The sequence below is a fragment of the Streptomyces sp. NPDC031121 genome (assembly GCF_055570615.1).
Genome location: NZ_JBVIGV010000017.1, coordinates 20,679 through 39,988 on the forward strand (window position 1 = coordinate 20,679; position 19,310 = coordinate 39,988).

A 19,310-nucleotide genomic window follows, 5' to 3' on the forward strand; every position below is an offset into this window, starting at 1 on the left:
ATCTCGGTCGGATACGTGCGGCGGAACGTAGCCCCGGCGGGTCGAAGGCGCAATGCTGACGGCTCGTCAGAATCGATGGTACCGGTCACGGCCGGTTCCGGGGCCGTCTCAACAGGTGTCACCCCCATGACGCTCCTGACATCCCCCTGTCATGATGTGCGGATGCACGCGTCTGGAAAGAACGCGGGACTCGGCCTGGCCGTCGTCTCGGCGTTCGCGTTCGGTGGTTCGGGAGTGGCTGCGAAGCCGCTGATCGAGGCGGGCCTGGACCCGCTGCACATGGTCTGGCTGCGGGTGGGCGGGGCGGCGCTGGTGCTCTCCCCCCTCGCCTGGCGCCATCGCGACCTGCTGCGCCGCAAACCCCTGCTCCTCGCGGGGTTCGGCCTCGTCGCCGTCGCGGGCGTCCAGGCCTTCTACTTCGCCTCCCTCTCGCGGATCCCCGTCGGCGTGGCCCTGCTGCTCGAATACCTGGGTCCGGCGCTGCTGCTCGGCTGGATCCGCTTCGTCCAGCGCAAGCCGGTCACCCGGGCCGCCGCGGCAGGCGCCGCCCTCGCGGTCGTGGGCCTGGCCTGCGTCGTCGAGGTCTGGTCCGGGCTGAGCCTGGACCCGCTCGGGGTGCTGCTCGGCATCGCCGCCGCGTGCTGCCAGGCCTTCTACTTCGTCTTCGCCGACCAGGGCGCGGACGGGGACGACGTACCCGACCCGCTCGGCGTGATCGCGTACGGGATGCTCATCGGCACCCTGGTGATGACGGTGATCGCCCGCCCCTGGGAGATGGACTGGTCGGTGCTCGGCGGGCAGGCGCTGATGGGCGGTACCGCGGTGCCCGCGCCGGTCCTGCTGGGCTGGGTGGTGCTGGTCGCGACCGTCTTCGCCTACCTGACGGGCGTCGTCTCCGTGCGCAGCCTCTCCCCGCAGGTGGCCGGTGTCGTGGCATGCCTGGAGGCGGTCGTCGCCACCGTCTTCGCCTGGATCCTGCTCGGCGAGCACCTCTCCGCCCCGCAGGTGGCGGGCGGTGCGCTGGTGCTCGCGGGGGCCTTCGTCGCCCAGTCGGCCCGGGCCGCCCGCGCGTCCCGCGCCAAAGGCTCCGGGGTGGCGGCCCGGTCCGCCGGGGCGGGCGCCGAGGCGGCGGAGGATGCGGATCCGATTCTGCTGGACCGGGGGGCGGGCGCCGCTTAAGGTGGGCGCGTGTACTCCTCTGTGCTTTCGCCGCCGGCCGCCTGAAGCGGGCGGCCGCCGCGCATCCACGCGTCCCCGCCCGGGGTGGTCCCCGGGTCCGGCCGTGCTGCCCGCGAAGCGATGACCAGCACATCCGCTCATCCTTCACGACCGCACGGAGTCACACGTGTCGTATTCCACGCCCTCTGCCGGGCGCAGCCTGATCTACCTCGTCGTCGCCGGCGCCGCCTGGGGCACCGCCGGGGCGGCCGCCTCGCTCCTCTTCCTGGCCAGTGACCTCGGTCCGCTCGCCCTGACCTTCTGGCGCTGCGCGGGCGGACTCGCCGTCCTGCTCGGCGTGCTCGCCGTGCGCCGCCGCCCGCGCCCCGCTTCCGCCGCGCGGCCCTCGACCGGCTCGCTGATCGCGACCGGTCTGCTGTTCACGCTGTTCCAGGCCGCGTACTTCGCCGCCGTCCGCGACACCGGGCTGGCCGTCGCCACCGTCGTCACCCTCGGGGCCGGGCCGGTGCTCATCGCGGTCGGCGCCCGCCACTGGATGGGGGAGCGGCTCGGCAGCGGCGGTGTCCTCGCCGTCCTCGGGGCCCTCGCCGGGCTCGGCGTGCTGGTCCTCGGCAGCGGCGGCGGTGAGGTGCGGCCGGCGGGTGTCGCCTGGGCCCTCGTCTCCGCCGCCGGCTACGCCGGAATGACGCTGCGGGCCCGGCTCCTCGGCCGGCGAGGCGCGGGTGGCGACCCGCTCGTGACGACCGCCTGGTCGGCGGGGGTGGGGGCGCTGTGCCTGCTGCCGCTCGCCGCCGCCGAGGGGAGCGGGCTGCTGCCGCACGCCGCCGACCTCGGGCGGGTGGTGTGGTTGCTGGCGTACGTCGCCGTCGTACCGACGGCCCTCGCCTACGCCCTGTACTTCACGGGGGCGGCGGCCGTGCGGGCCGCGACCGTGTCCGTGGTGATGCTGATCGAGCCGGTCAGCGCGGCCGTGATCGCCGTGCTGGTCCTGGGGGAGCGCCTGACGGGCGCCGTCGTGCTCGGCACGGTGCTGCTGCTCGCCGCCGTCGGGGCGCTGATCGCGGCGGAGGCCCGCCGGCCCGCCGACCGAGGCGTCGCCGGCGGCGGCGGTACGGGCGGTGGCGGTGCGGGCGGGCCGGTCGGACGGCCCGGCTCCGCACGGGCTCAGAGCTCCGCGAGGTAGGGCGGGGCGGCGATCCCGGGGGCCAGGTCGGCGGCCGGGACGGGGGTGCCGTACGCGGGCGCGACCGGGACCACGCCCGACCAGTACGGCAGGCCGAGGTCCTCCGGGTCGTCGTTCGGGCCGCCGGTCCGCACCTTCGCCGACACCTCCGCCAGGTCCAGGCGGATCACCGCGGTCGCCGCGAGCTCCTTCGCGGAAGCGGGCCGGGAGTCCGCCGACCGGCCCGGCACCACCTGGTCGACGAGGGCGTCGAGGGCCCGGCGCCGCTCGTCCTCGTCGGTCACCTGGCGGGCCGTGCCGTGCACGACCACCGAGCGGTAGTTCAGCGAGTGGTGGAAGGCGGAGCGCGCCAGGACCAGGCCGTCGACGTGGGTGACGGTGACGCAGACGGGCAGGCCGGGGTCGGTGCGCCCCGCGGCGAGCAGGGGCCGGGAGCCCGTGGAGCCGTGGACGTAGAGGGTCTCGCCGAGGCGCCCGTACAGCGTCGGCAGGACGACCGGGGCGCCGTCCCGGACGAAGCCGAGGTGGCAGACGTACCCCTGGTCCAGGATGGCGTGGACCGTCTCGCGGTCGTAGCGCGCCCGTTCGCGCGAACGGCTCGGGACGGTCCGGTCGGTGGGCGCGTAGGAGGCCCCGGCCGGTGTCGGCGTCTCGGTCGTGGCGGTCATGGCGCACTCCATTGCACTAGTGCATAATCGGCTTTGTGCTAGGAGAATATCGGATCCGTGGGCGGCGCGCATCGGAGATCGCCGCCGCCGTCGAGGCGGGCGTCGCCTCCGGCGCCCTCGCGCCCGGCACCCTGCTGCCGCCGATGCGTGAACTCGCCGGGGAGCTGGGTGTCAACCCGAACACGGTCGCCGCCGCCTACCGCGCCCTGCGCGAGCGCGGGGTGATCGAGACGGACGGCCGCCGCGGCAGCCGCGTCCGCGGGCGCCCCGCCACCGCCCCGCGGGACCAGCCGCCGCTGCCCCCGGGGGTGCGTGACGCCGCCTCCGGCAATCCGGACGTCCGGCTGCTGCCGCCGCTCGGCGCGGCGCTCGCCGCCGCCGCGGCCCGCCACGCGCAGCGGCCCACGCTGTACGGGGACGAGCCGGTCCTGCCCGAGCTCGCCCGGGCGGCCCGCACCGCCCTCGACGCGGAGGGCGTCGCGGCGGGCCCCGTCGCCGTGACCTCGGGGGCGCTCGACGGGATCGAGCGGGTGCTGGCCGCCCATCTGCGGCCCGGGGACGCCGTGGCGGTGGAGGACCCGGGTTGGGGGAGCCTCCTCGACCTGGTCGCGGCGCTCGGGCTGCGCGTCCTGCCCGTGGCGGTGGACGACGACGGCCCGACGGCCGGCGCTGTCGCCGAGGCGCTCCGGCTCGGGGCGCGGGCCCTGGTCGTCACCGCCAGGGCGCAGAACCCGACCGGCGCGGTCGTCGCCGCCGGGCGCGCGGCGGAGCTGCGGCCCCTCCTGGCCGCACACCCGGATCTGCTCGTCATCGAGGACGACCACGGGCACGGCATCACCGACGCGCCCCTGCACCCGCTCGGCGGGGCGACGGCCCACTGGGCGCTCGTCCGCTCCACCGCGAAGGCGTACGGGCCGGACCTGCGGCTGGCCGTCCTCACCGGGGACGCGGTGACCCTGGACCGGGTCCGCGGGCGGCAGCGGCTGGGACCCGGCTGGGTGAGCCGGCTGCTCCAGGACGCGGTGGTCGCGCTGTGGACCGCCGGGGCGGTGGACCCCGTACGGGTCGCCCGCTCGTACGCCGAACGGCGGGACGCGCTGATCGCCGCCCTCGCCGGACACGGGGTACGGGCCCATGGCCGCAGCGGGCTGAACGTCTGGGTGCCGGTCGCCGACGAGGCGGGCGCGGTCGCGCGGATGCTCGCGGCCGGCTGGGCGGTGGCGCCGGGAAGCCGGTTCCGGGTGCGGTCGGCGCCGGGGGTGCGGGTGACGGTGTCGGGGCTGGAGCCGGCCGAGGCACCCGTACTGGCCGGAGCGCTCGCCGCGGCGGTCCGGCCGGGCGCGGGCGGCCGGACCGTCTGAAGGGCGGATGCCGGCTGGTGCCGTGACCCGGTGAACCCTCCCGGTCGCGCGGGCCCGGCCATGATCCGCCGGACAGGCCCTAGCGGCGGCGGGCCTGGGTGAGCGCCGCGCCCACCAGGATGATCGCGGCGCCCACCGGGGTGTTCCAGTGCAGGGTCTCGCCGAGCAGGGCGACGCCTGCCGCGGTCGCGATGACCGGGATGAAGTACGTGACCATCTGGGCCGTCGTCGGCCCGACCTCCGCGACCAGGCCGTACTGCATCTGGAGCGCCATGCCCGTGCCGAGCGCGCCCAGGGCGACCACCGACAGCGTCGGCCACAGCGGGAACGCGCCGGGGGCGGTGGTGAACGCGGCGCTCACCAGGAGCAGCTGCGCCGTGGAGAGCAGCAGCTGGCCGCCGGTCAGCGCGACCGGGGACCCCGGGACCGACGCCAGGGTGCGGCGGACGTAGATCCAGCCGATCGGGTAGCAGAGCGAGGCGAGCAGCGCGAGGGCGGTGCCCTTGGCGTCGATGCCCGCGAAGCCCTGCCACGCGCCGAGGACGGTCAGCACGCCGAGGAAGCCGAGGCCGAGGCCGGCCACCCGGCGGCGGGTCGGCCGGTCCTCCGAGAGGGCGACCAGCGACAGCGCCATGCCCCACAGCGGGGAGGTCGCGTTGCAGATCCCCGCGAGGCTGGAGGGGATGGTCAGCTCGGCGTACGAGAACAGCGAGAAGGGGGCGGTGTTGAGCAGCAGGGCGGCCACGGTGAGGTGCATCCAGGTGCGGCGGCCGCGCGGCAGCGGCTCACGGCGCAGGAGCAGCACCGCCACGAGCGCGAGCGCGCCGAAGGACACCCGGCCGAGCGCGACGTGGAACGGCGCGTACGCCTCGGTGCCCACCTTGATCAGCAGGAAGCTGAACCCCCAGACCACGGACAGGAGCGCGAAGCGCAGCCGCCAGTCCACGCGGCTCGCGGTGCGCGCGGCACGGGAGGTGCCGGTGGCCGGCGAAACGGAGGCTCGGGGTGTGGTGGGTGCGCTCATGACAGGTACTCTGCTGCGCTCAACTACGTAGCACAAGCAAGATTCTTTACGGACGACGGCGTAGCATCGCTTACATGTTGAACCTGGAGCGCCTGCGCACCCTCGACGCCCTCGCCCGCCACGGCTCCGTCGGGGGCGCGGCCGACGGGCTCCACGTCACCACCTCCGCCGTCTCCCAGCAGATGGCCAAGCTCGAACGCGAGGTCGGCCAGCCGCTGCTGGCCAAGAACGGCCGCGGCGTCCGGCTCACCGACGCCGGGCGGCTGCTCGCCGAGCACGCGGCCCGGATCCTCTCCCAGGTCGAACTCGCCCAGGCCGACATCGAGGCCCGGCGCGGCTGCGCCGTCGGCGAGCTGCGGATCGGCGCGTTCCCCACCGGAATGCGCGGCCTGCTGCCCCGGGCGCTGACCGAGCTGCGCACCCGCCACCCCGAGCTGAGGCCCCTCGTCCGGGAGCAGGAGCCCGCGGAGGGCATGGCCGCCGTCGTCCGCGGCGACCTCGACCTGGCCATGGCCATCGACTGGCCCAACAAGCGGATGCCGGTGCCGGGCGAGCTCACGAGGGAGCACCTCCTCGACGACCTCTGCGACATCGCGGTCCCGACCGGGCACCCGCTCGCCGGCCGCACGCTGGTCTCGCTGGGCGAGTTCGCCGACGAGGAGTGGATCTCCTGGAAGGAGGGCCAGTTCTGCCACGAGTGGCTCGTCCACACCCTGCGCGGCATCGGCGTCGAGCCCCGCATCCGGCACATCGCCGAGGAGCACCACACCCAGCTCGCCTTCGTCGAAGCCGGCCTCGGGGTGTGCGTCACCCCGCGCCTCGGCCGCGGGCCCGTCCCGGCCGGCGTGCGGCTGCTGCCGGTCGGCGAGGCCGTCCGCCGCCACGTGTACGCGGTCTGGCGCGCCGACGCCGACCGGAGGCCCTCCGTCCGGGCCGCCCTGGAGGCCCTGCGCATCGCCGCCGGGGCGGGCGAGCGGCAGGCGGGGACCGGCTGAGCAGGCCGGCCGGCCTGGCCCGGCGGGGCGTCACAGCTTGCGGAAGTCCCAGGAGGCGGCCGACTCCGGGGTGAGGCGGATCCAGGCGTGGCGGCCGTCATGCGGCATCTGCGCCACGCCGAAGTTCTTCACGGGGAAGATCCGCTCCACCTCGTCGAGCTCCGGGCAGGGCGCACCCGTGCGCGGGGCCTCGCCGACGAATTCCGCCCTGCCGGACAGCTCGATCCCGCGCAGCTCCCCGTACTCCTCGCCCGCGTCCACCACGACCGACAGCCGGGGGTCCGCCCGCAGGTCCGCCCAGCGGCGGCTGCGCGTCAGCGAGTACAGCCACAGCGAGGTGCCGTCCCAGGCGAACCACAGGGGCCCGACGTGGGGCCGGCCGTCCGGGGAGGCGGTCGCAACCCGGCAGGTCCGCTGCTCGCGCAGGAAGGCGTCCGCCTCCGCGGCGGTCATCATGATGCGGCGGCCGCGCCGCTGCGTTCCGAAGGCTCCGGCCAACTGACCCACCCCTTCACATCTGATGGCGTGTCAGGAATCATGGGGCTCCGCCGTCCGCCGCGCCAGGGGGAGCCATGCCGCAATCCGGTCGCCGCCCAGCCGACAGCCCCGGCCCTGGGGCTCCGGCCGACACCGCGCTCCTCACCGTCGAATGCCAGCGCGGGGTCGTGGGCGAGGGCAGCGCCCTGCCCGAGCTGGCCCGCGAGGCCCGCGACTCGGGCATGCTGGCTCGGGTGGCCGCACTGGTCGACGCCGCGCACGGGGCAGGCGTACAGGTGCTGCACGCGGTCGCCGAGCGCCGCCCCGACGGGCGCGGCTCCGGCGGCAACGCCCGGCTGTTCCGCGCCGCCGCGCGGCTCCCGGTCCGGCAGCTGGCGGGCAGCCCGGCCGTCGAGGTCGCGCCGCCGATCCGGGTCGCCGAGGAGGACCTGGTCGTACGGCGGCTGCACGGGCTGTCGCCGCTCGCCGGCACCGGTGTGGACGCGCTGCTGCGCAACCTCGGCATCCGCACCCTCGTCGTCGCCGGCGTCTCCGCGAACATCGCGATACCCAACACCGTCTTCGACGCCGTCAACCTCGGCTACCGCGTCGTCGTCCCCGCCGATGCCGTCGCCGGGGTGCCCGCCGCCTACACCGCCGAGGTGCTGCGCCACTCCCTCGCCCTGGTCGCCACCCTCACCACCACCGGCGCGCTGACCGCCCGGTGGGCCGCCGGAGGGGCCGCGGACGCCCCCGCGACGCCGCGCTGACGCTCAGCGGCCCGCCGGCCCGGAAGGCCCGGAAGCCCCGGCGGCAGCGGCCGGGTCTCCGTCCTCCTCCGCCGTCCTGTCGACGAGCACCAGGGCCACGTCGTCCGACAGCGGGCCCCCGGTGTGGCGGACCAGCTCCCGCCTCAGCCCCTCCAGGAACTCGCGGCCGCCGCAGCCGCCCAGCCGCTCCATCGCCTCCGGCAGCGGGAAGAAGGCCCGGTCGCCGTCGCGGGCCTCGATCACGCCGTCGGTGTGCAGCAGCAGCCGGTCGCCGGGCGCGAAGGGGTGGGACTCCGTGCGGCCCGGGGGACCGGTGATGAACTCCTCCAGGCCCAGCGGCGGCATCGGGGAGTCCGGTGTCAGCGGCCGCGCCCGGCCCGCGTGCAGCAGCATCGGCGGGGGATGCCCGCGATTGACGACCTCCACCACCGGCCCGTCCCCGACCTGGGCCACCAGCACCGTGACGAAGCCCTCCAGCAGTCCGTGCGCATCGGTCGCCCCCGCGGCGACGGCGTCCCGCCGCAGGGCCGCCGTGCAGTGGGCCACGACCTCCACCAGGTCCTTCTCGTAGTGCGCGGCCTCCCGGAACGCGCCCAGGACCACCGCCGCCGCCCGGACCGCGGGCAGGCCCTTGCCCCGCACGTCCCCCACGATCATCCGCACCCCGAACCGGGTCTGCACCGCCTCGTAGAGGTCCCCGCCGATCTGCGCCCCCGTCTCCGCCGCCAGGTACATGCTGGCCGCCCGCACCGGCCCCAGCCGCTCCGGCACCGGACGCAGCAGCACCTCCTGGGCCGCCTCCGCGATCCGGCGGACCTGGTTCAGCTCGCTCTCCCGGCGGGTGCGCACGGTGGTGCTCGTCGTCACGCTCGCGATCGACACGAGGAACAGCGCGAGGAAGTTGGCGTACACCTGCCCGCTGCCCCACGCCTGGTTGTACGTGGCCGTCGTGACGCTCACCGCGACCGCCAGCCCGGTTGCCGCCAGGGTGCCCTTCGGCCCCATCGTCACCGCCGCCAGCGCCGGCGTTGCGCACAGCAGGGGGCCGGTGTACAGGAAGTGCAGGGGCGTGAGTTCTATGATGAGCACCGTCAGGGAGATCGCGAAGGGTACGCACTCCGCGAGCACGAACAGGACCTGGTGGTGGCTGCCGGCCCCGGGTCGAGGGGCCGTGTGTACGGGCGCCCGCATGGATACAGCCTGCCCCTTCCGGCCCCGCTGCTGCCACCCGTCGCGGCCCGGCACCGCCGGGCGTCCGTCCTGGAGGTGGAGCACCATGAGCACCGGCCGCGCCGACGAACCCCCTCCGCCCCGGCCCCTTCCCGACCCGGCCGCGGCCGACCCGCCCGGCCATGGCCCCCTGCTCTCCCAGGCCGCGTTCGACGAGCTCTTCGACGCCGTCCGCACCTGGGGGCGCTGGACCCCCGCCGGCCGCGGCGCGTGGAACCGCGTCACCCCCGACCACGTGCGGCGGGCCGCCGTCCTGGTCCGCTCCGGGCGGACCGTCCCCCTCGGCCTGCCCTGGGACACCCGGCCCGGACCCGACAACGCCCGCCCCGCCCTCCACCACATGACCGACCTCGGCGACGTCGAGCCCGCCGAGCCCGCCACGCACAAGGACTTCCTCGGCGCCGACTACCACGGCAAGGCGGTCACCCACCTCGACGCCCTCTCCCACGTCGCCTACCGCGGGGAGCTGTACGGCGGGACGCCCGCCCGGGACGCCGTCGGCGCGGGCGGCGCCCGCTTCGGCTCGGTCGCGGACCTCGGCCCCCTCGTCACCAGGGGCGTGCTGCTCGACCTCCCCGCCGCCCTCGGGGTGCACTGGCTCGAACCCGGCCACACCCTCCACGCCCGCGACCTCCTCGACGCGGAGCGGGCGCTCGGCGCAGCCCTCGACGAGGGCTGCGCGCTGCTGCTGCGCACCGGCCGGCCCCGGCGCCGCCGCGAGGCCGGCCCGTGGGACTCGGGTGCGGCGAGCGCCGGCCTCCACCCGGACGCGGTGCCGCTGCTCGCGGAGCGCGGCATCAGCCTGCTCGGCGGCGACGGGGACAGCGACGTCCGGCCCTCGCCGGTCGCCGGCGTCCACTCGCCCGTCCACGCCCTGGCCGTCGCCGCCATGGGGGTACCCCTGCTCGACAACCTCGACCTGGAGGAGCTGTCCGCGGCCTGCGCCGAGGCCCGGCGGTACGAGTTCGCGCTGGTCGTGGCGCCGCTGATGGTGCCCGGGGGCACCGGGTCGCCCGTCTGCCCGGTGGCCGTCCTCTGACCACCCCCGGCACGGCTTGGCTGGATAAAAGGGATATTCTGGCCAACTAGCGGGGTGTCCGTTCTCGCCGCACCGGTGCGAGGGAAGTGGTGCAGATGGGGGTCGCGGGAGAGCCGATCAGCCCCGTACGCTCCCGTGAGCGGTTCCTTCTGGGCGAGCCGGTCGGGGCGGGCGTGCGGAGCCCGATCCTGCACTCCTGGGAGCGCTGCCGGCTCCTCGGCCTCTCCCCGGACCAGACCGAGCTCCCGTACCGCGACGACTTCGACCCCGACAGCCGGCTCGTCCGCGCCGCCGGGCCCGTCCTCGACCGGCTCGCCGCCCGCTTCGCCGGGAGCCGGATGAACGTCTCCCTCGCCGACGCGGCCGGGACCGTCCTCCAGCGCCGCTTCGGCGAACCCGGGCTCGCCCGCAGCCTGCCGCCCATCCAGACCGTGCCCGGCTTCGTCTTCGCCGAGCGCTTCGCGGGCACCAACGGCATAGGCCTCGCCCTCGCCGAGCGCCGCCTGGTCCAGGTCTACGGCGCCGAGCACTTCGCCGAGCGCTCCCAGTCGAACGCCTGCTGCGCCGTCCCCGTCCGCAACCGGCTCAACGGCCTCGTCGAGGGCGTCCTCTGCTTCGGCTACCCGCGCAGCTGCGAGGACCCGGCGCTGACCGCCCTGATCCGGCGCGCGGCCGAGTCCATCGAGCGCCGGCTGACCGAGCAGGCCTCGCAGCGGGAGCGCGCCCTACTGCGCAGCTACCTCGACACGCGGGCGCGCGCCGGCGCGGACGGGCGGCCGCCCGGAGCCGACGGGGCGTTCGCCTACGCCGGCCCCCACCCGGCGGCCGACACGTCCGGCACCGCGCTGGACCCGCGCGACGAGGCCGTCCTCAAGGAGCGGGCCGCCGAGCTGATCTCCTCGACCCAGCGGGCGGCCGTCGAGGTCACCCTCCTCCACGGCCGCCGGGCCACCCTCCTCAGCCGCCCCGTCACCAGCGGCACCGGAATCGAGGGCATCGCCGTCGAAGCCGTCCTCGCCGACGGCGAAGCGGCCGCCCGGCACTCCACGGCGCTCTCCGGGACGGCGGCGGCGCCCCCCGCCACCCCGCCCACCCCGCAGGCCCCGCCCACCCCGCAGGCCCCGCGCGCAACACCTGCACCTCCGGCCATGCCCGCCCCGCCTGCCGCACGCGCCGCCGCCGAGGGCGCCACCCCCGACGGCGACCGCCCCGACGGCCCGCGTCGCCGGCTCGTACTCGTCGGCGAACCGGAAGTCGGCCGGTACGCCCTCGCCGCACGCCGCCGCCTGGAACTCCTGGCCGAGGCCGGCGCCCGCATCGGGACCACCCTCGACGTCCGCCGCACCGCCCGCGAGCTGGCCGAGGCCGCCGTCCCGGGCCTCGCCGACCACGTCACCGTCGACGTACCCGAAGCGGTCCTGCGCGGCGAGAAGGCCGCGGACGCCGCCACCGCCTTGCAGCGCACCGCCGTCCACGGCATCCGCGACGACAGCGCCTTCCACCCCGAGGGCAGCCCCGTCGAGCTGCGCCCCGGGACCCCCCACCTGCGCTGCCTGGCCGAAGGCAGGGCCGTCGTCGAAACCGGCCTCACCGCCGGCGGACGGCTCCGCGGCCCCCACCCCGCCGCCGCCCTCGGCGGCCGCCCCGCGCATTCCGTCATCGCCGTCCCCCTGCTCGCCCGGGGGAGCCTCCTCGGCGTGGCCGCCTTCTACCGGTCCGAGGACCCCACCCCCTTCGCGGACGACGACGCCTGGCTCGCCAAGGAGCTCTGCGACCGCGCCGCCCTGTGCATGGACAACGCCCGCCAGTACACCCGCGAGCGCACCCTGGCGCTCGCCCTCCAGCGCAGCCTGCTCCCGCACCGCCTTCCCGAGCAGGGCGCCGTCGAGGTCGCCCACCGCTACCTGCCCGCCGAATCCGGAGTCGGCGGCGACTGGTTCGACGTCATCCCCCTCTCCGGCACCCGCGTCGCCCTCCTCGTCGGCGACGTCGTCGGCCACGGGCTGCACGCCGCCGCCACCATGGGCCGGCTGCGCACAGCCGCCCGCAACTTCGCCGAACTCGAACTGGCCCCCGACGAACTCCTCACCCACCTCGACAACCTCCTGGTCCGCCTGGACCGGGAAGAGGGCGGCGAGAGCGACCCGGGCAGCACCGGCATCGTCGGAGCCACCTGCCTGTACGTCATCTACGACCCCACCACCCGCGCATGCACCATGGCCCGCGCCGGGCACCTCCCGCCTGCGGTGGTCCGACCCGACGGCTCCGTCGCCTTCCCCGAACTGCCCGCCGGTCCGCCCCTCGGCCTCGGAGGACTGCCCTTCGAGCCGGCCGAGATCGACCTGCCCGAGGGCAGCACCCTCGTCCTCTACACCGACGGACTCGTCGAGGACCGCCACCGCGACATCGACGACGCCCTCGAAGACCTGCGCCGCGCCCTCGCCCACCCCGGCCGCACCCCCGAGGACACCTGCCGCTCGGTCGTCGACGCCGTCGCACCCGCCCACCCCGAGGACGACATCGCCCTGCTCGCCGCGCGCATCCGCACCCTGCCCGCCGAGCGGATGGCCGCCTGGGACGTCCCGGCCGACCCGGCCCGCGTCGGCGAGATCAGGGCCGCCGCCACCCGCACACTCGCCGCGTGGGGCCTGGAGGAGCCGGCGTTCGCCGTCGAGCTGCTGCTCAGCGAACTCGTCACCAACGCCGTCCGCTACGGCGGCGAGCCCATCCGGGTCCGCATGATCCACGACCGCACCCTCATCTGCGAGGTCTCCGACGGCAGCAGCACCGCCCCCCACCTGCGCCGCGCCGCAAGCACCGACGAGGGCGGGCGCGGCCTGTTCCTCGTCGCGCAGCTCTCCCAGGCCTGGGGCACCCGCTACACCCCCCGCGGCAAGGTGATCTGGGCCGAATGCGCCCTGGACGCCGCGTGAGCCGGCCCGCGGAGGCGCCCGCCCCGCCCGCTGACCCATTGGGACCACAGCGGGGGGCGACATGTCGGATAAGGGTGGGTGGTCACCAGTAGCATCCGGATCACGAACCCGCCAGGCGGCCCCGGAGACGTCCGTGCATGACCCTTCCGACACCCCGAAGAACCCGCCCCGGCCCCCCGCCGAGCCGCCGCTCGTCCGGATACGCGGCCTCGGCAAGCGGTTCGGCGGCACCCTCGCCCTGGACGGCGTCGACCTCGACCTCCACCGCGGCAGCGTCCTCGCCCTGCTCGGCCCCAACGGAGCCGGCAAGTCCACCCTCATCAAGATCCTCGCCGGGATCCACCACGCCGACGCGGGGGAGGCCACGGTCGCCGGACACCCCCTCGGCTCGGCGGCCGCCTCCGCCCGCATGGCCTTCATCCACCAGGACCTCGGCCTCGTCGAGTGGATGACCGTCGCCGAGAACATCGCGCTCGGCACCGGCTACCCGCGCCGGCACGGCCTGATCTCCTGGCACCGCACCCGGGAGCGCTGCGCCGACGCACTGCGGTCCGTCTCCGGGCACCTCGACCCCGACGCCCCTGTCACCGGCCTCGCCCCCGCCGAGCGTTCCCTCGTCGCGATCGCCCGCGCCCTGGCACGCCGCAGCGAACTGATCGTCCTCGACGAGCCCACCGCCACCCTCCCCGCCGCCGACTGCACGCACCTCTTCGCCGTCCTGCACGCACTGCGCGACCGCGGACACGGCATCCTGTACGTCAGCCACCGCCTCGACGAGGTCTACCGGGTGGCCGACACCTTCGCCGTACTCCGCGACGGCCGCGTCGTCAGCCACGGCCCCCTCGCCCCGTACGGCCCCGCCCGCCTCGTCCACGACATCGCGGGCAGCGCACCGGCCGCCCCGCGCCGCCCCCGCCGCCCCGCCGCGGCCCCGGCCGCCGTCCGCCTGCCCCTCCTGGTACTGGAAGACATCACCACCGAACGCACCCGCCCCGTCAGCCTCGAACTGCACGCCGGGGACGTCCTCGGACTCGTCGGCCTCACCGGCGCCGGCCACCTGCACCTCGGCCGGGCCCTCGCCGGAGCCCTCCCGATCCTCGGCGGCCGCGCCCTGCTCGCCGGCCGCCCGCACCGCCCCCGCACCGTCGCCGAAGCCGTCGCCGCCGGTGTCGGGTTCGTCGCCGGCAACCGCCAGGAGGAGGGCTGCGCCGCCGACCTGACCGTCCGGGAGAACCTGCTCGCCAACCCGCGCGCCAACGGCGTCCCCGCCTGGCGGTGGACCGGCGGCCGGCGCGAACGTGCCGAGGCCGCCGCCCTGATCCGCCGGTTCGCCGTGCGCCCCCGCGACAGCGAGGCGCCCATCGCCGCCCTCTCCGGCGGCAACCAGCAGAAGGTCGTCGTCGGCCGCTGGCTGCACGGGCGGCAGCGCCTGCTGGTCCTGGAGGAGCCCACCGCGAGCGTGGACGTCGGCGCCAAGGCCGCCATCCACCGGCTCCTCGACGACGCCCTCGACGCGGGCCTCGCCGTGCTCCTGGTCTCCAGCGACTTCGAAGAGGTCGCCGACCTGTGCCGGCGCGCCCTGGTGTTCGTCCGCGGAGCCGTCGCCGCCGAACTCGCCGGCGCCTCCCTCACCGCGGCCGAACTGACCCGCACCGCCTCCGCCATGCCCGCCGTCACCGGAAGCGCGACCGACCGGTGACCGCCGCCCGCCGCCACCCGCCGGGCCACCGCGCCGGGCACCTCCTCGGCAGCTACGGCCTGCCGGTCCTCACCGCCGCCCTCTTCCTGCTCTTCTCCGCCGCCCTGCCGGATACCTTCCCCACCCGGGACAACGTCTCCTCCCTCCTCTCCAACCAGTCCATCCCCGCCCTCCTCGCGCTCGGCGCGACCCTGACCATCGCCGCCGGCCGGTTCGACCTCTCCATCGGCTACGGCCTGGGCCTCGCCCACGTCCTCGTCATGCACCTCATCGTCACCGCCGGCTGGCCCTGGCCGGCCGCCTGCCTCGCCGTCGTCCTCGGCGGAGCCCTCGTCGGCGCCGCCAACGGCGTCGTCGTCGAATACGGCCGCATCAACTCCTTCATCGCCACCCTCGGCACCGGCAGCTGCATGTACGCCCTCACCGGCCTGATCACCGACGGCAGCCGGATCGTCCCCGGCCCGCAAGGCCTCCCGCCCGCCTTCACCGGCCTCTACGACGCCCGGCTCCTCGGCCTGCCCGTACCCGCCTACTACGTCCTCGCCGCCACCGCCGCCCTGTGGGTGCTCCTCGAACGGCTGCCGCTCGGCCGCTACCTGTACGTCATCGGCTCAAACCCCCGCGCCGCCGAGGCCATCGGCATTCCCGTCCGCCGCCACTCCGTCCACGCCTTCACCGGATCCGGGCTGGTCGTCGGCATCGCCGGCGTCCTCCTCGCCGCCCAGCAGCAGACCGGCAACCCGAGCGTCGGCCTCGACTACCTGCTGCCCGCCTTCGTCGGCGCCCTGCTCGGCTCCACCACGATCCGGCCCGGCCGGGCCAACGCCCTCGGCACGCTCGTCGCCGTCGCCCTCCTCGCCGTCGGCCTCGCCGGGATCGGCCAGCTCGGCGCCCGGTTCTGGGCCACCCCCCTCTTCAACGGCGGAACGCTCCTGCTGGCCGTGGGGCTCGCCGGCTACGCCGCCCGTCGGCGCCTGCGCCCCAGGCCGGACCCCGGGGCCCCGCCCGGCGGCCGGGACGCCCCTGCCGCCCCCGCCGCCCCCTGACGCCGCCGCCCGCCCCCGCCCCGCCGCCCGACCCGTACCAGGAGCACCGTGCACCCCCACCGCAAGACGACCGCCCTCGCGGCCGCAGCCCTGTGGGCGGCGGCGCTCGCCGCCGCGGGCTGCGGCAGCGGCCCCTCCGGCGGCCCGGCCGACCGCACCGCCACCGCCGCGCCGGGCGCCGGAGGCTGCCCCGGCGTCCAGCGCGCGGCGCAGGATGCCGTACGGCGCGCCGAGCGCACCGACACCTCCTGGAACGGTCCCACCACCGGTCCCCGCGCCGTCCCCGGCAAGACCCTCGTGTACGTCGCGCAGACCATGACCAACCCGGGCGTCGCCGGAGTCGCCGACGGCGTGAGGCAGGCCGCCGCGACCATCGGCTGGCGGGTCCGGGTCATCGACGGCGAGGGCACACCGGCCGGCATCCAGGCCGCACTCAGCCAGGCGGTCACCCTGAAACCGTCGGGCATCGTCATCGGCGGCTTCGACCCGCGCCTGACCTCGCAGCAGCTCGCCCGGGCCGAGGCCGCCGGCATCCCGCTCGTCGGCTGGCACGCGGTGGACGCCCCAGGCCCGAGCACCGACCCGGGGCTCTTCACCAACGTCACCACTGAGGTGGCCGACGTCGCCCGGATCAGCGCGGACTGGATCATCGCCGGCTCCGGAGGCCGCGCCGGCGTCGTCCTCTTCACGGACGACTCGATCCCCTTCGCCCGGAACAAGGCCGGGCTGATCAGGCGGCAGCTCGCCGCCTGCCCCGGCGTGCGGCTGCTGTCGTACGAGAACATCCCGATCCCGGACGCCAGCAGGCGCACCCCGCAGGAGGTCTCCTCCCTGCTGTCCCGCTTCGGCGGCGACTGGACGTACTCGGTCGCCATCAACGACCTGTACTTCGCCGACGCCGCCCCGGCGTTCCGCGCCGCGGGCCGCCCGGGCACCGGGCCGCCGCTCAACATCGGCGCCGGAGACGGGGACCCGTCCGCCTTCCAGCGCATCAACGCCCGGCAGTTCCAGGCCGCCACCGTCCCCGAGCCGCTCACCCAGCAGGGCTGGCAGATCGTCGACGAGTTCAACCGCGCCTTCGCGGGCAGCCCCGCCAGCGGCTACGTCGCCCCGGTCCACGTGGTCACGGCGGCCAACAGCGGCGGCGCCACCTCCTGGGACCCCCCGGGCTACCGCCCCGCGTACGAGCGGATCTGGCGAGGCGCCCCGCGCGGCTCACTGCCCGGCATGGTCGAGGACGACGATCTCGGCACGTACGCCACGAAGCCGTCTGCTGAGGCGCGTTGACCCGCGGCGATGAGGGCAGCGTGGCACGGGGTCTGCGCGGTGGGGGTTGAGGCGCGGTCCGCGGAACCGGATGCGCTCCTGCGCGCCCCCTGGGGTCTTCCGTACGCCCTGCCGTCCGAGGCATCCCCTCTTTGATCATGAAACCGTCACCAGGAGTGACCGACAGCCGGCATCGGAGTCGTGACCGCGCGTCCACCGCCCGGCCGGCCTGTGCCGTCGTCGGTCACTCCCGAGCCCCCGGCCTCAGGAAAGGCACCGGATGATCCTGCGCCGGTACACACCGCGCCCCTTCGCCGCCCTGGTCGCGGCCCTGCTCCTCGCTACGGCCCTCGTCCCGCTCACCGCCGCCTCTGCGAGGGCGGCGACCCCGATCTGTCTCAGCGGTGCACTGGAGTACGACTTCCTCAACGCCGAGGAAGGACCCTCCAAACCCCTCCGCTCCAAGCGGGTCCGAACCGCCGGGGTCGAACTCTGGGGCAACGAGAAGCCGACCGACGCCCCGCGCCCGCTCGCCTCCGGGTTCACCGCGACCGACAACGGTGGCTTCCACCTCTGCTACACGCCCACCACGACCACCACGATGAGCGCCGCGTGGGTGCGGTTCAACGCGCAGTACCTGAACCTGTGGAAGGTCACCGACAACTCGGGGCGCGTCCACAGCTTCGACACCCCTTCCCGCACCGACATCGCGAGCAGCGCGGACCTCGGCGTCGTCAAGGTCCCCGCGGCCGTCTCGCGGGCCTGGCACGCCTTCGACACCGTCTTCGACCTGTACATCACCCGCACCAACGATGTGAGCCGCTGCTGGGCCGCCAGGGAGACGGACGACAGCGCCTGCACCGGCGCCACCATCCGCTGGGGCGAGGAGTACAGGGAGACCGGCTTCAACGCCGACGACGGTGTCGTCCAGCTGTCCGGCGCCGACCCGGACTCCCAGCACGTCACCCTGCACGAGCTGGGCCACTTCTTCATGTGGGTGCTCTACGGGCGCACCTACCCCGCCGTCACCAACTGCACGCCGCACTACGTCCACGCCGCCAGCTCCGACACCTGTGCGTGGACCGAGGGCTTCGCCGACGCGGTCTCCACGTACATCAGCGCCGAGTCCCCGCCGCGCTTCGTCTTCAACGACGGAAACAGCATCCCCCTCGCCTACGGCAACGGCTGGGGCGTCGGGGACACCGTCCAGGGCAACGTGGCCGGCTCGCTGATCGACCTGAGCCACTACCACGACGCCGGCTGGGACAGGACCCTCGACCTACTCGCCCGGAAGCGGCCGTCCACCTTCGCGCAGTACTTCAACGCCCGGCCGGCCGCCTATCCGCCGCTCGCCACCACCGGACCCGTGCTCGACAAACTGCTCAAGCACGCCGTCGACTACGGCCCCAGCATCGTCGGCGACGGCAAGTACCACACCCTCACCAACGGCAGCGGGCTGGCACTGGAGCACGCCAACGGCTGCTCCATCCCCTTCGACGGCTCCAACGCCTACCTCACCGCTGTCGACACCACCCGGCCCCAGCAGCGCTGGAAGGTGGACGCCAACGGGGACGGCACGGTCACGATCACCGACGGCTGCTCCACCCCCTTCGTCCTGACCGCGCAGCAGAACAGCCAGACGGCCGTCACCGCCAGGCCCGTCTCGCAGAATCCGCCCTACAAGGCGTGGAATGCCACCAAGGCCAACGGTACGTGGCGGTTCACCCTGCCGGTTATCGGGAGCTCCCTCGACACCCAGGGCGTCTCCTCGGGTGCCCTTGCCACCCTGAGGCAGGCGAGCCCCGCGAACTCCCAGTCCTGGGTGGCCATGCCCTGACGCCCCCCGCACGGACCCGTCGCGCACGCTCCTCCCTCGCAGGCCGGTCTCCCTGACATGTGGTCATTCGCACCACCCATGCATGCGGTCATCGCTTCGACCGCTGCACGACGGATGCGGCGGTAGCGGCTGGACGCCGGGACCGCCGCCCGTCGCCAGGGCCGCCGCCCCGAGCGGGCGTTACCGGCCGTTCTCCGGATGACGACGGCCCGTGACGGAGCCGGAACGGGCGGTGCACCGACCGGGGCTCGAAGAGGGGAGTGGCGAAGACCGCGCGGTCCTCCACAGCGCGCAGTCGGCGCCCCGACGCGAACCCCCCACGCCTGGGCCGGACTTCCCGCGGACCCGTTTCCCCGCCGGCGCATGGCATTCCCCGGCCCGGCCGGGCGCCGCCCCGCACCATTTCACGGACCTTTCCAGGCAGCCGGCACCGGTGACGCCGCGGGGACCGTGCGGGAGGAGGCGGGAGAGCCGGCCGCCGCACGTACCGGCGGCCGGCAGGCTCCCGCATGACCGAATACCACCCCATCGGGCGGCTGGCCGATTCTGTAGCCGCCGTGTTGTCGGGCAATCGACGCCGGGACATGATCACTTCTGGCGCGG

General features: G+C 75.5%; 15 protein-coding genes. 11 read left to right on the forward strand and 4 right to left on the reverse strand.

Annotated features, from left to right (window positions below):
• Nucleotides 1-162: 162 nt before the first annotated feature.
• Both ACZ462_RS27710 and ACZ462_RS27715 read left to right on the forward strand, forming a co-directional pair.
• The gene (locus tag ACZ462_RS27710) at nt 163-1,179 is read left to right on the forward strand and encodes an EamA family transporter (RefSeq protein WP_467805208.1); all 1,017 of its coding nucleotides are present in this window, start codon (nt 163-165) and stop codon (nt 1,177-1,179) included.
• A 166-nt stretch (nt 1,180-1,345) separates the two neighbouring features.
• Nucleotides 1,346-2,362: a DMT family transporter gene (locus ACZ462_RS27715; protein ID WP_467805209.1), complete on the forward strand. Its 1,017-nt coding sequence runs from the start codon at nt 1,346-1,348 to the stop codon at nt 2,360-2,362.
• Here ACZ462_RS27715 and ACZ462_RS27720 read toward each other — a convergent pair.
• On the reverse strand, nt 2,344-3,030 hold the full coding sequence (locus ACZ462_RS27720; protein WP_467805210.1) for a pyridoxamine 5'-phosphate oxidase family protein: 687 nt from the start codon (nt 3,028-3,030) through the stop codon (nt 2,344-2,346). The two genes, ACZ462_RS27715 and ACZ462_RS27720, sit on opposite strands and share 19 nt — an antisense overlap.
• Before the next feature lie 35 nt (nt 3,031-3,065).
• On the opposite strand from ACZ462_RS27720, the gene ACZ462_RS27725 reads away from it, so the two are divergent.
• A complete protein-coding gene (locus ACZ462_RS27725; RefSeq protein WP_467805211.1) occupies nt 3,066-4,391 on the forward strand; it encodes an aminotransferase class I/II-fold pyridoxal phosphate-dependent enzyme in 1,326 nt (441 codons plus the stop codon).
• A gap of 79 nt (nt 4,392-4,470) precedes the next feature.
• Here ACZ462_RS27725 and ACZ462_RS27730 read toward each other — a convergent pair whose 3' ends face one another.
• Nucleotides 4,471-5,415: a DMT family transporter gene (locus ACZ462_RS27730; RefSeq protein WP_467805212.1), complete on the reverse strand. Its 945-nt coding sequence runs from the start codon at nt 5,413-5,415 to the stop codon at nt 4,471-4,473.
• Nucleotides 5,416-5,489: 74 nt separating this feature from the next.
• Between ACZ462_RS27730 and ACZ462_RS27735 the strand changes: the two genes are divergently transcribed.
• On the forward strand, nt 5,490-6,410 hold the full coding sequence (locus ACZ462_RS27735; RefSeq protein WP_467805213.1) for a LysR substrate-binding domain-containing protein: 921 nt from the start codon (nt 5,490-5,492) through the stop codon (nt 6,408-6,410).
• Between the two features lie 30 nt (nt 6,411-6,440).
• Here the strand turns inward: ACZ462_RS27735 and ACZ462_RS27740 are convergent, their stop codons facing one another.
• Nucleotides 6,441-6,866: a pyridoxamine 5'-phosphate oxidase family protein gene (locus ACZ462_RS27740; protein ID WP_467805357.1), complete on the reverse strand. Its 426-nt coding sequence runs from the start codon at nt 6,864-6,866 to the stop codon at nt 6,441-6,443.
• Nucleotides 6,867-6,982: 116 nt separating this feature from the next.
• Here ACZ462_RS27740 and ACZ462_RS27745 point away from each other — a divergent pair, with 116 nt between their 5' ends.
• Complete coding sequence (locus tag ACZ462_RS27745) at nt 6,983-7,657, forward strand: cysteine hydrolase family protein (RefSeq protein ID WP_467805214.1); 675 nt, start codon at nt 6,983-6,985, stop codon at nt 7,655-7,657.
• A gap of 3 nt (nt 7,658-7,660) precedes the next feature.
• Here the strand turns inward: ACZ462_RS27745 and ACZ462_RS27750 are convergent, their stop codons facing one another.
• Nucleotides 7,661-8,848 (reverse strand): PP2C family protein-serine/threonine phosphatase, encoded by a 1,188-nt coding sequence (locus tag ACZ462_RS27750; protein WP_467805215.1) that lies wholly within the window; start codon nt 8,846-8,848, stop codon nt 7,661-7,663.
• Between the two features lie 85 nt (nt 8,849-8,933).
• On the opposite strand from ACZ462_RS27750, the gene ACZ462_RS27755 reads away from it, so the two are divergent.
• The 6 genes from ACZ462_RS27755 to ACZ462_RS27780 all read left to right on the forward strand — a co-directional run bounded on the left by ACZ462_RS27755 (nt 8,934) and on the right by ACZ462_RS27780 (nt 18,707).
• Nucleotides 8,934-9,926, forward strand: coding sequence for a cyclase family protein (locus ACZ462_RS27755; protein ID WP_467805216.1), 993 nt, complete (start codon nt 8,934-8,936; stop codon nt 9,924-9,926).
• A gap of 95 nt (nt 9,927-10,021) precedes the next feature.
• Nucleotides 10,022-12,859, forward strand: a complete 2,838-nt coding sequence (locus ACZ462_RS27760; RefSeq protein WP_467805217.1) for a SpoIIE family protein phosphatase — start codon at nt 10,022-10,024, stop codon at nt 12,857-12,859.
• A 133-nt stretch (nt 12,860-12,992) separates the two neighbouring features.
• Nucleotides 12,993-14,558 carry a sugar ABC transporter ATP-binding protein gene (locus ACZ462_RS27765; RefSeq protein WP_467805218.1) on the forward strand — a complete coding sequence of 522 codons (1,566 nt, stop codon included), beginning with the start codon at nt 12,993-12,995 and terminating at the stop codon, nt 14,556-14,558.
• On the forward strand, nt 14,555-15,604 hold the full coding sequence (locus ACZ462_RS27770) for an ABC transporter permease (protein WP_467805219.1): 1,050 nt from the start codon (nt 14,555-14,557) through the stop codon (nt 15,602-15,604). Before ACZ462_RS27765 ends, ACZ462_RS27770 begins: the two co-directional genes overlap by 4 nt.
• A gap of 48 nt (nt 15,605-15,652) precedes the next feature.
• Nucleotides 15,653-16,891, forward strand: coding sequence for a substrate-binding domain-containing protein (locus tag ACZ462_RS27775; protein ID WP_467805220.1), 1,239 nt, complete (start codon nt 15,653-15,655; stop codon nt 16,889-16,891).
• A 259-nt stretch (nt 16,892-17,150) separates the two neighbouring features.
• On the forward strand, nt 17,151-18,707 hold the full coding sequence (locus ACZ462_RS27780; RefSeq protein WP_467805221.1) for an RICIN domain-containing protein: 1,557 nt from the start codon (nt 17,151-17,153) through the stop codon (nt 18,705-18,707).
• Nucleotides 18,708-19,310 lie beyond the last annotated feature (603 nt).

Bases quoted from the DNA above. Each gene is read 5' to 3' on its own strand.
- ACZ462_RS27780 (WP_467805221.1), top strand. From the start codon at position 17,151: ATGATCCTGCGCCGGTACACACCGCGCCCCTTCGCCGCCCTGGTCGCG.
- ACZ462_RS27755 (WP_467805216.1), top strand. From the start codon at position 8,934: ATGAGCACCGGCCGCGCCGACGAACCCCCTCCGCCCCGGCCCCTTCCC.
- ACZ462_RS27710 (WP_467805208.1), top strand. From the start codon at position 163: ATGCACGCGTCTGGAAAGAACGCGGGACTCGGCCTGGCCGTCGTCTCG.
- ACZ462_RS27745 (WP_467805214.1), top strand. From the start codon at position 6,983: ATGCCGCAATCCGGTCGCCGCCCAGCCGACAGCCCCGGCCCTGGGGCT.
- ACZ462_RS27750 (WP_467805215.1), bottom strand. From the start codon at position 8,848: ATGCGGGCGCCCGTACACACGGCCCCTCGACCCGGGGCCGGCAGCCAC.
- ACZ462_RS27740 (WP_467805357.1), bottom strand. From the start codon at position 6,866: ATGATGACCGCCGCGGAGGCGGACGCCTTCCTGCGCGAGCAGCGGACC.
- ACZ462_RS27760 (WP_467805217.1), top strand. From the start codon at position 10,022: ATGGGGGTCGCGGGAGAGCCGATCAGCCCCGTACGCTCCCGTGAGCGG.
- ACZ462_RS27720 (WP_467805210.1), bottom strand. From the start codon at position 3,030: ATGACCGCCACGACCGAGACGCCGACACCGGCCGGGGCCTCCTACGCG.
- ACZ462_RS27730 (WP_467805212.1), bottom strand. From the start codon at position 5,415: ATGAGCGCACCCACCACACCCCGAGCCTCCGTTTCGCCGGCCACCGGC.
- ACZ462_RS27735 (WP_467805213.1), top strand. From the start codon at position 5,490: ATGTTGAACCTGGAGCGCCTGCGCACCCTCGACGCCCTCGCCCGCCAC.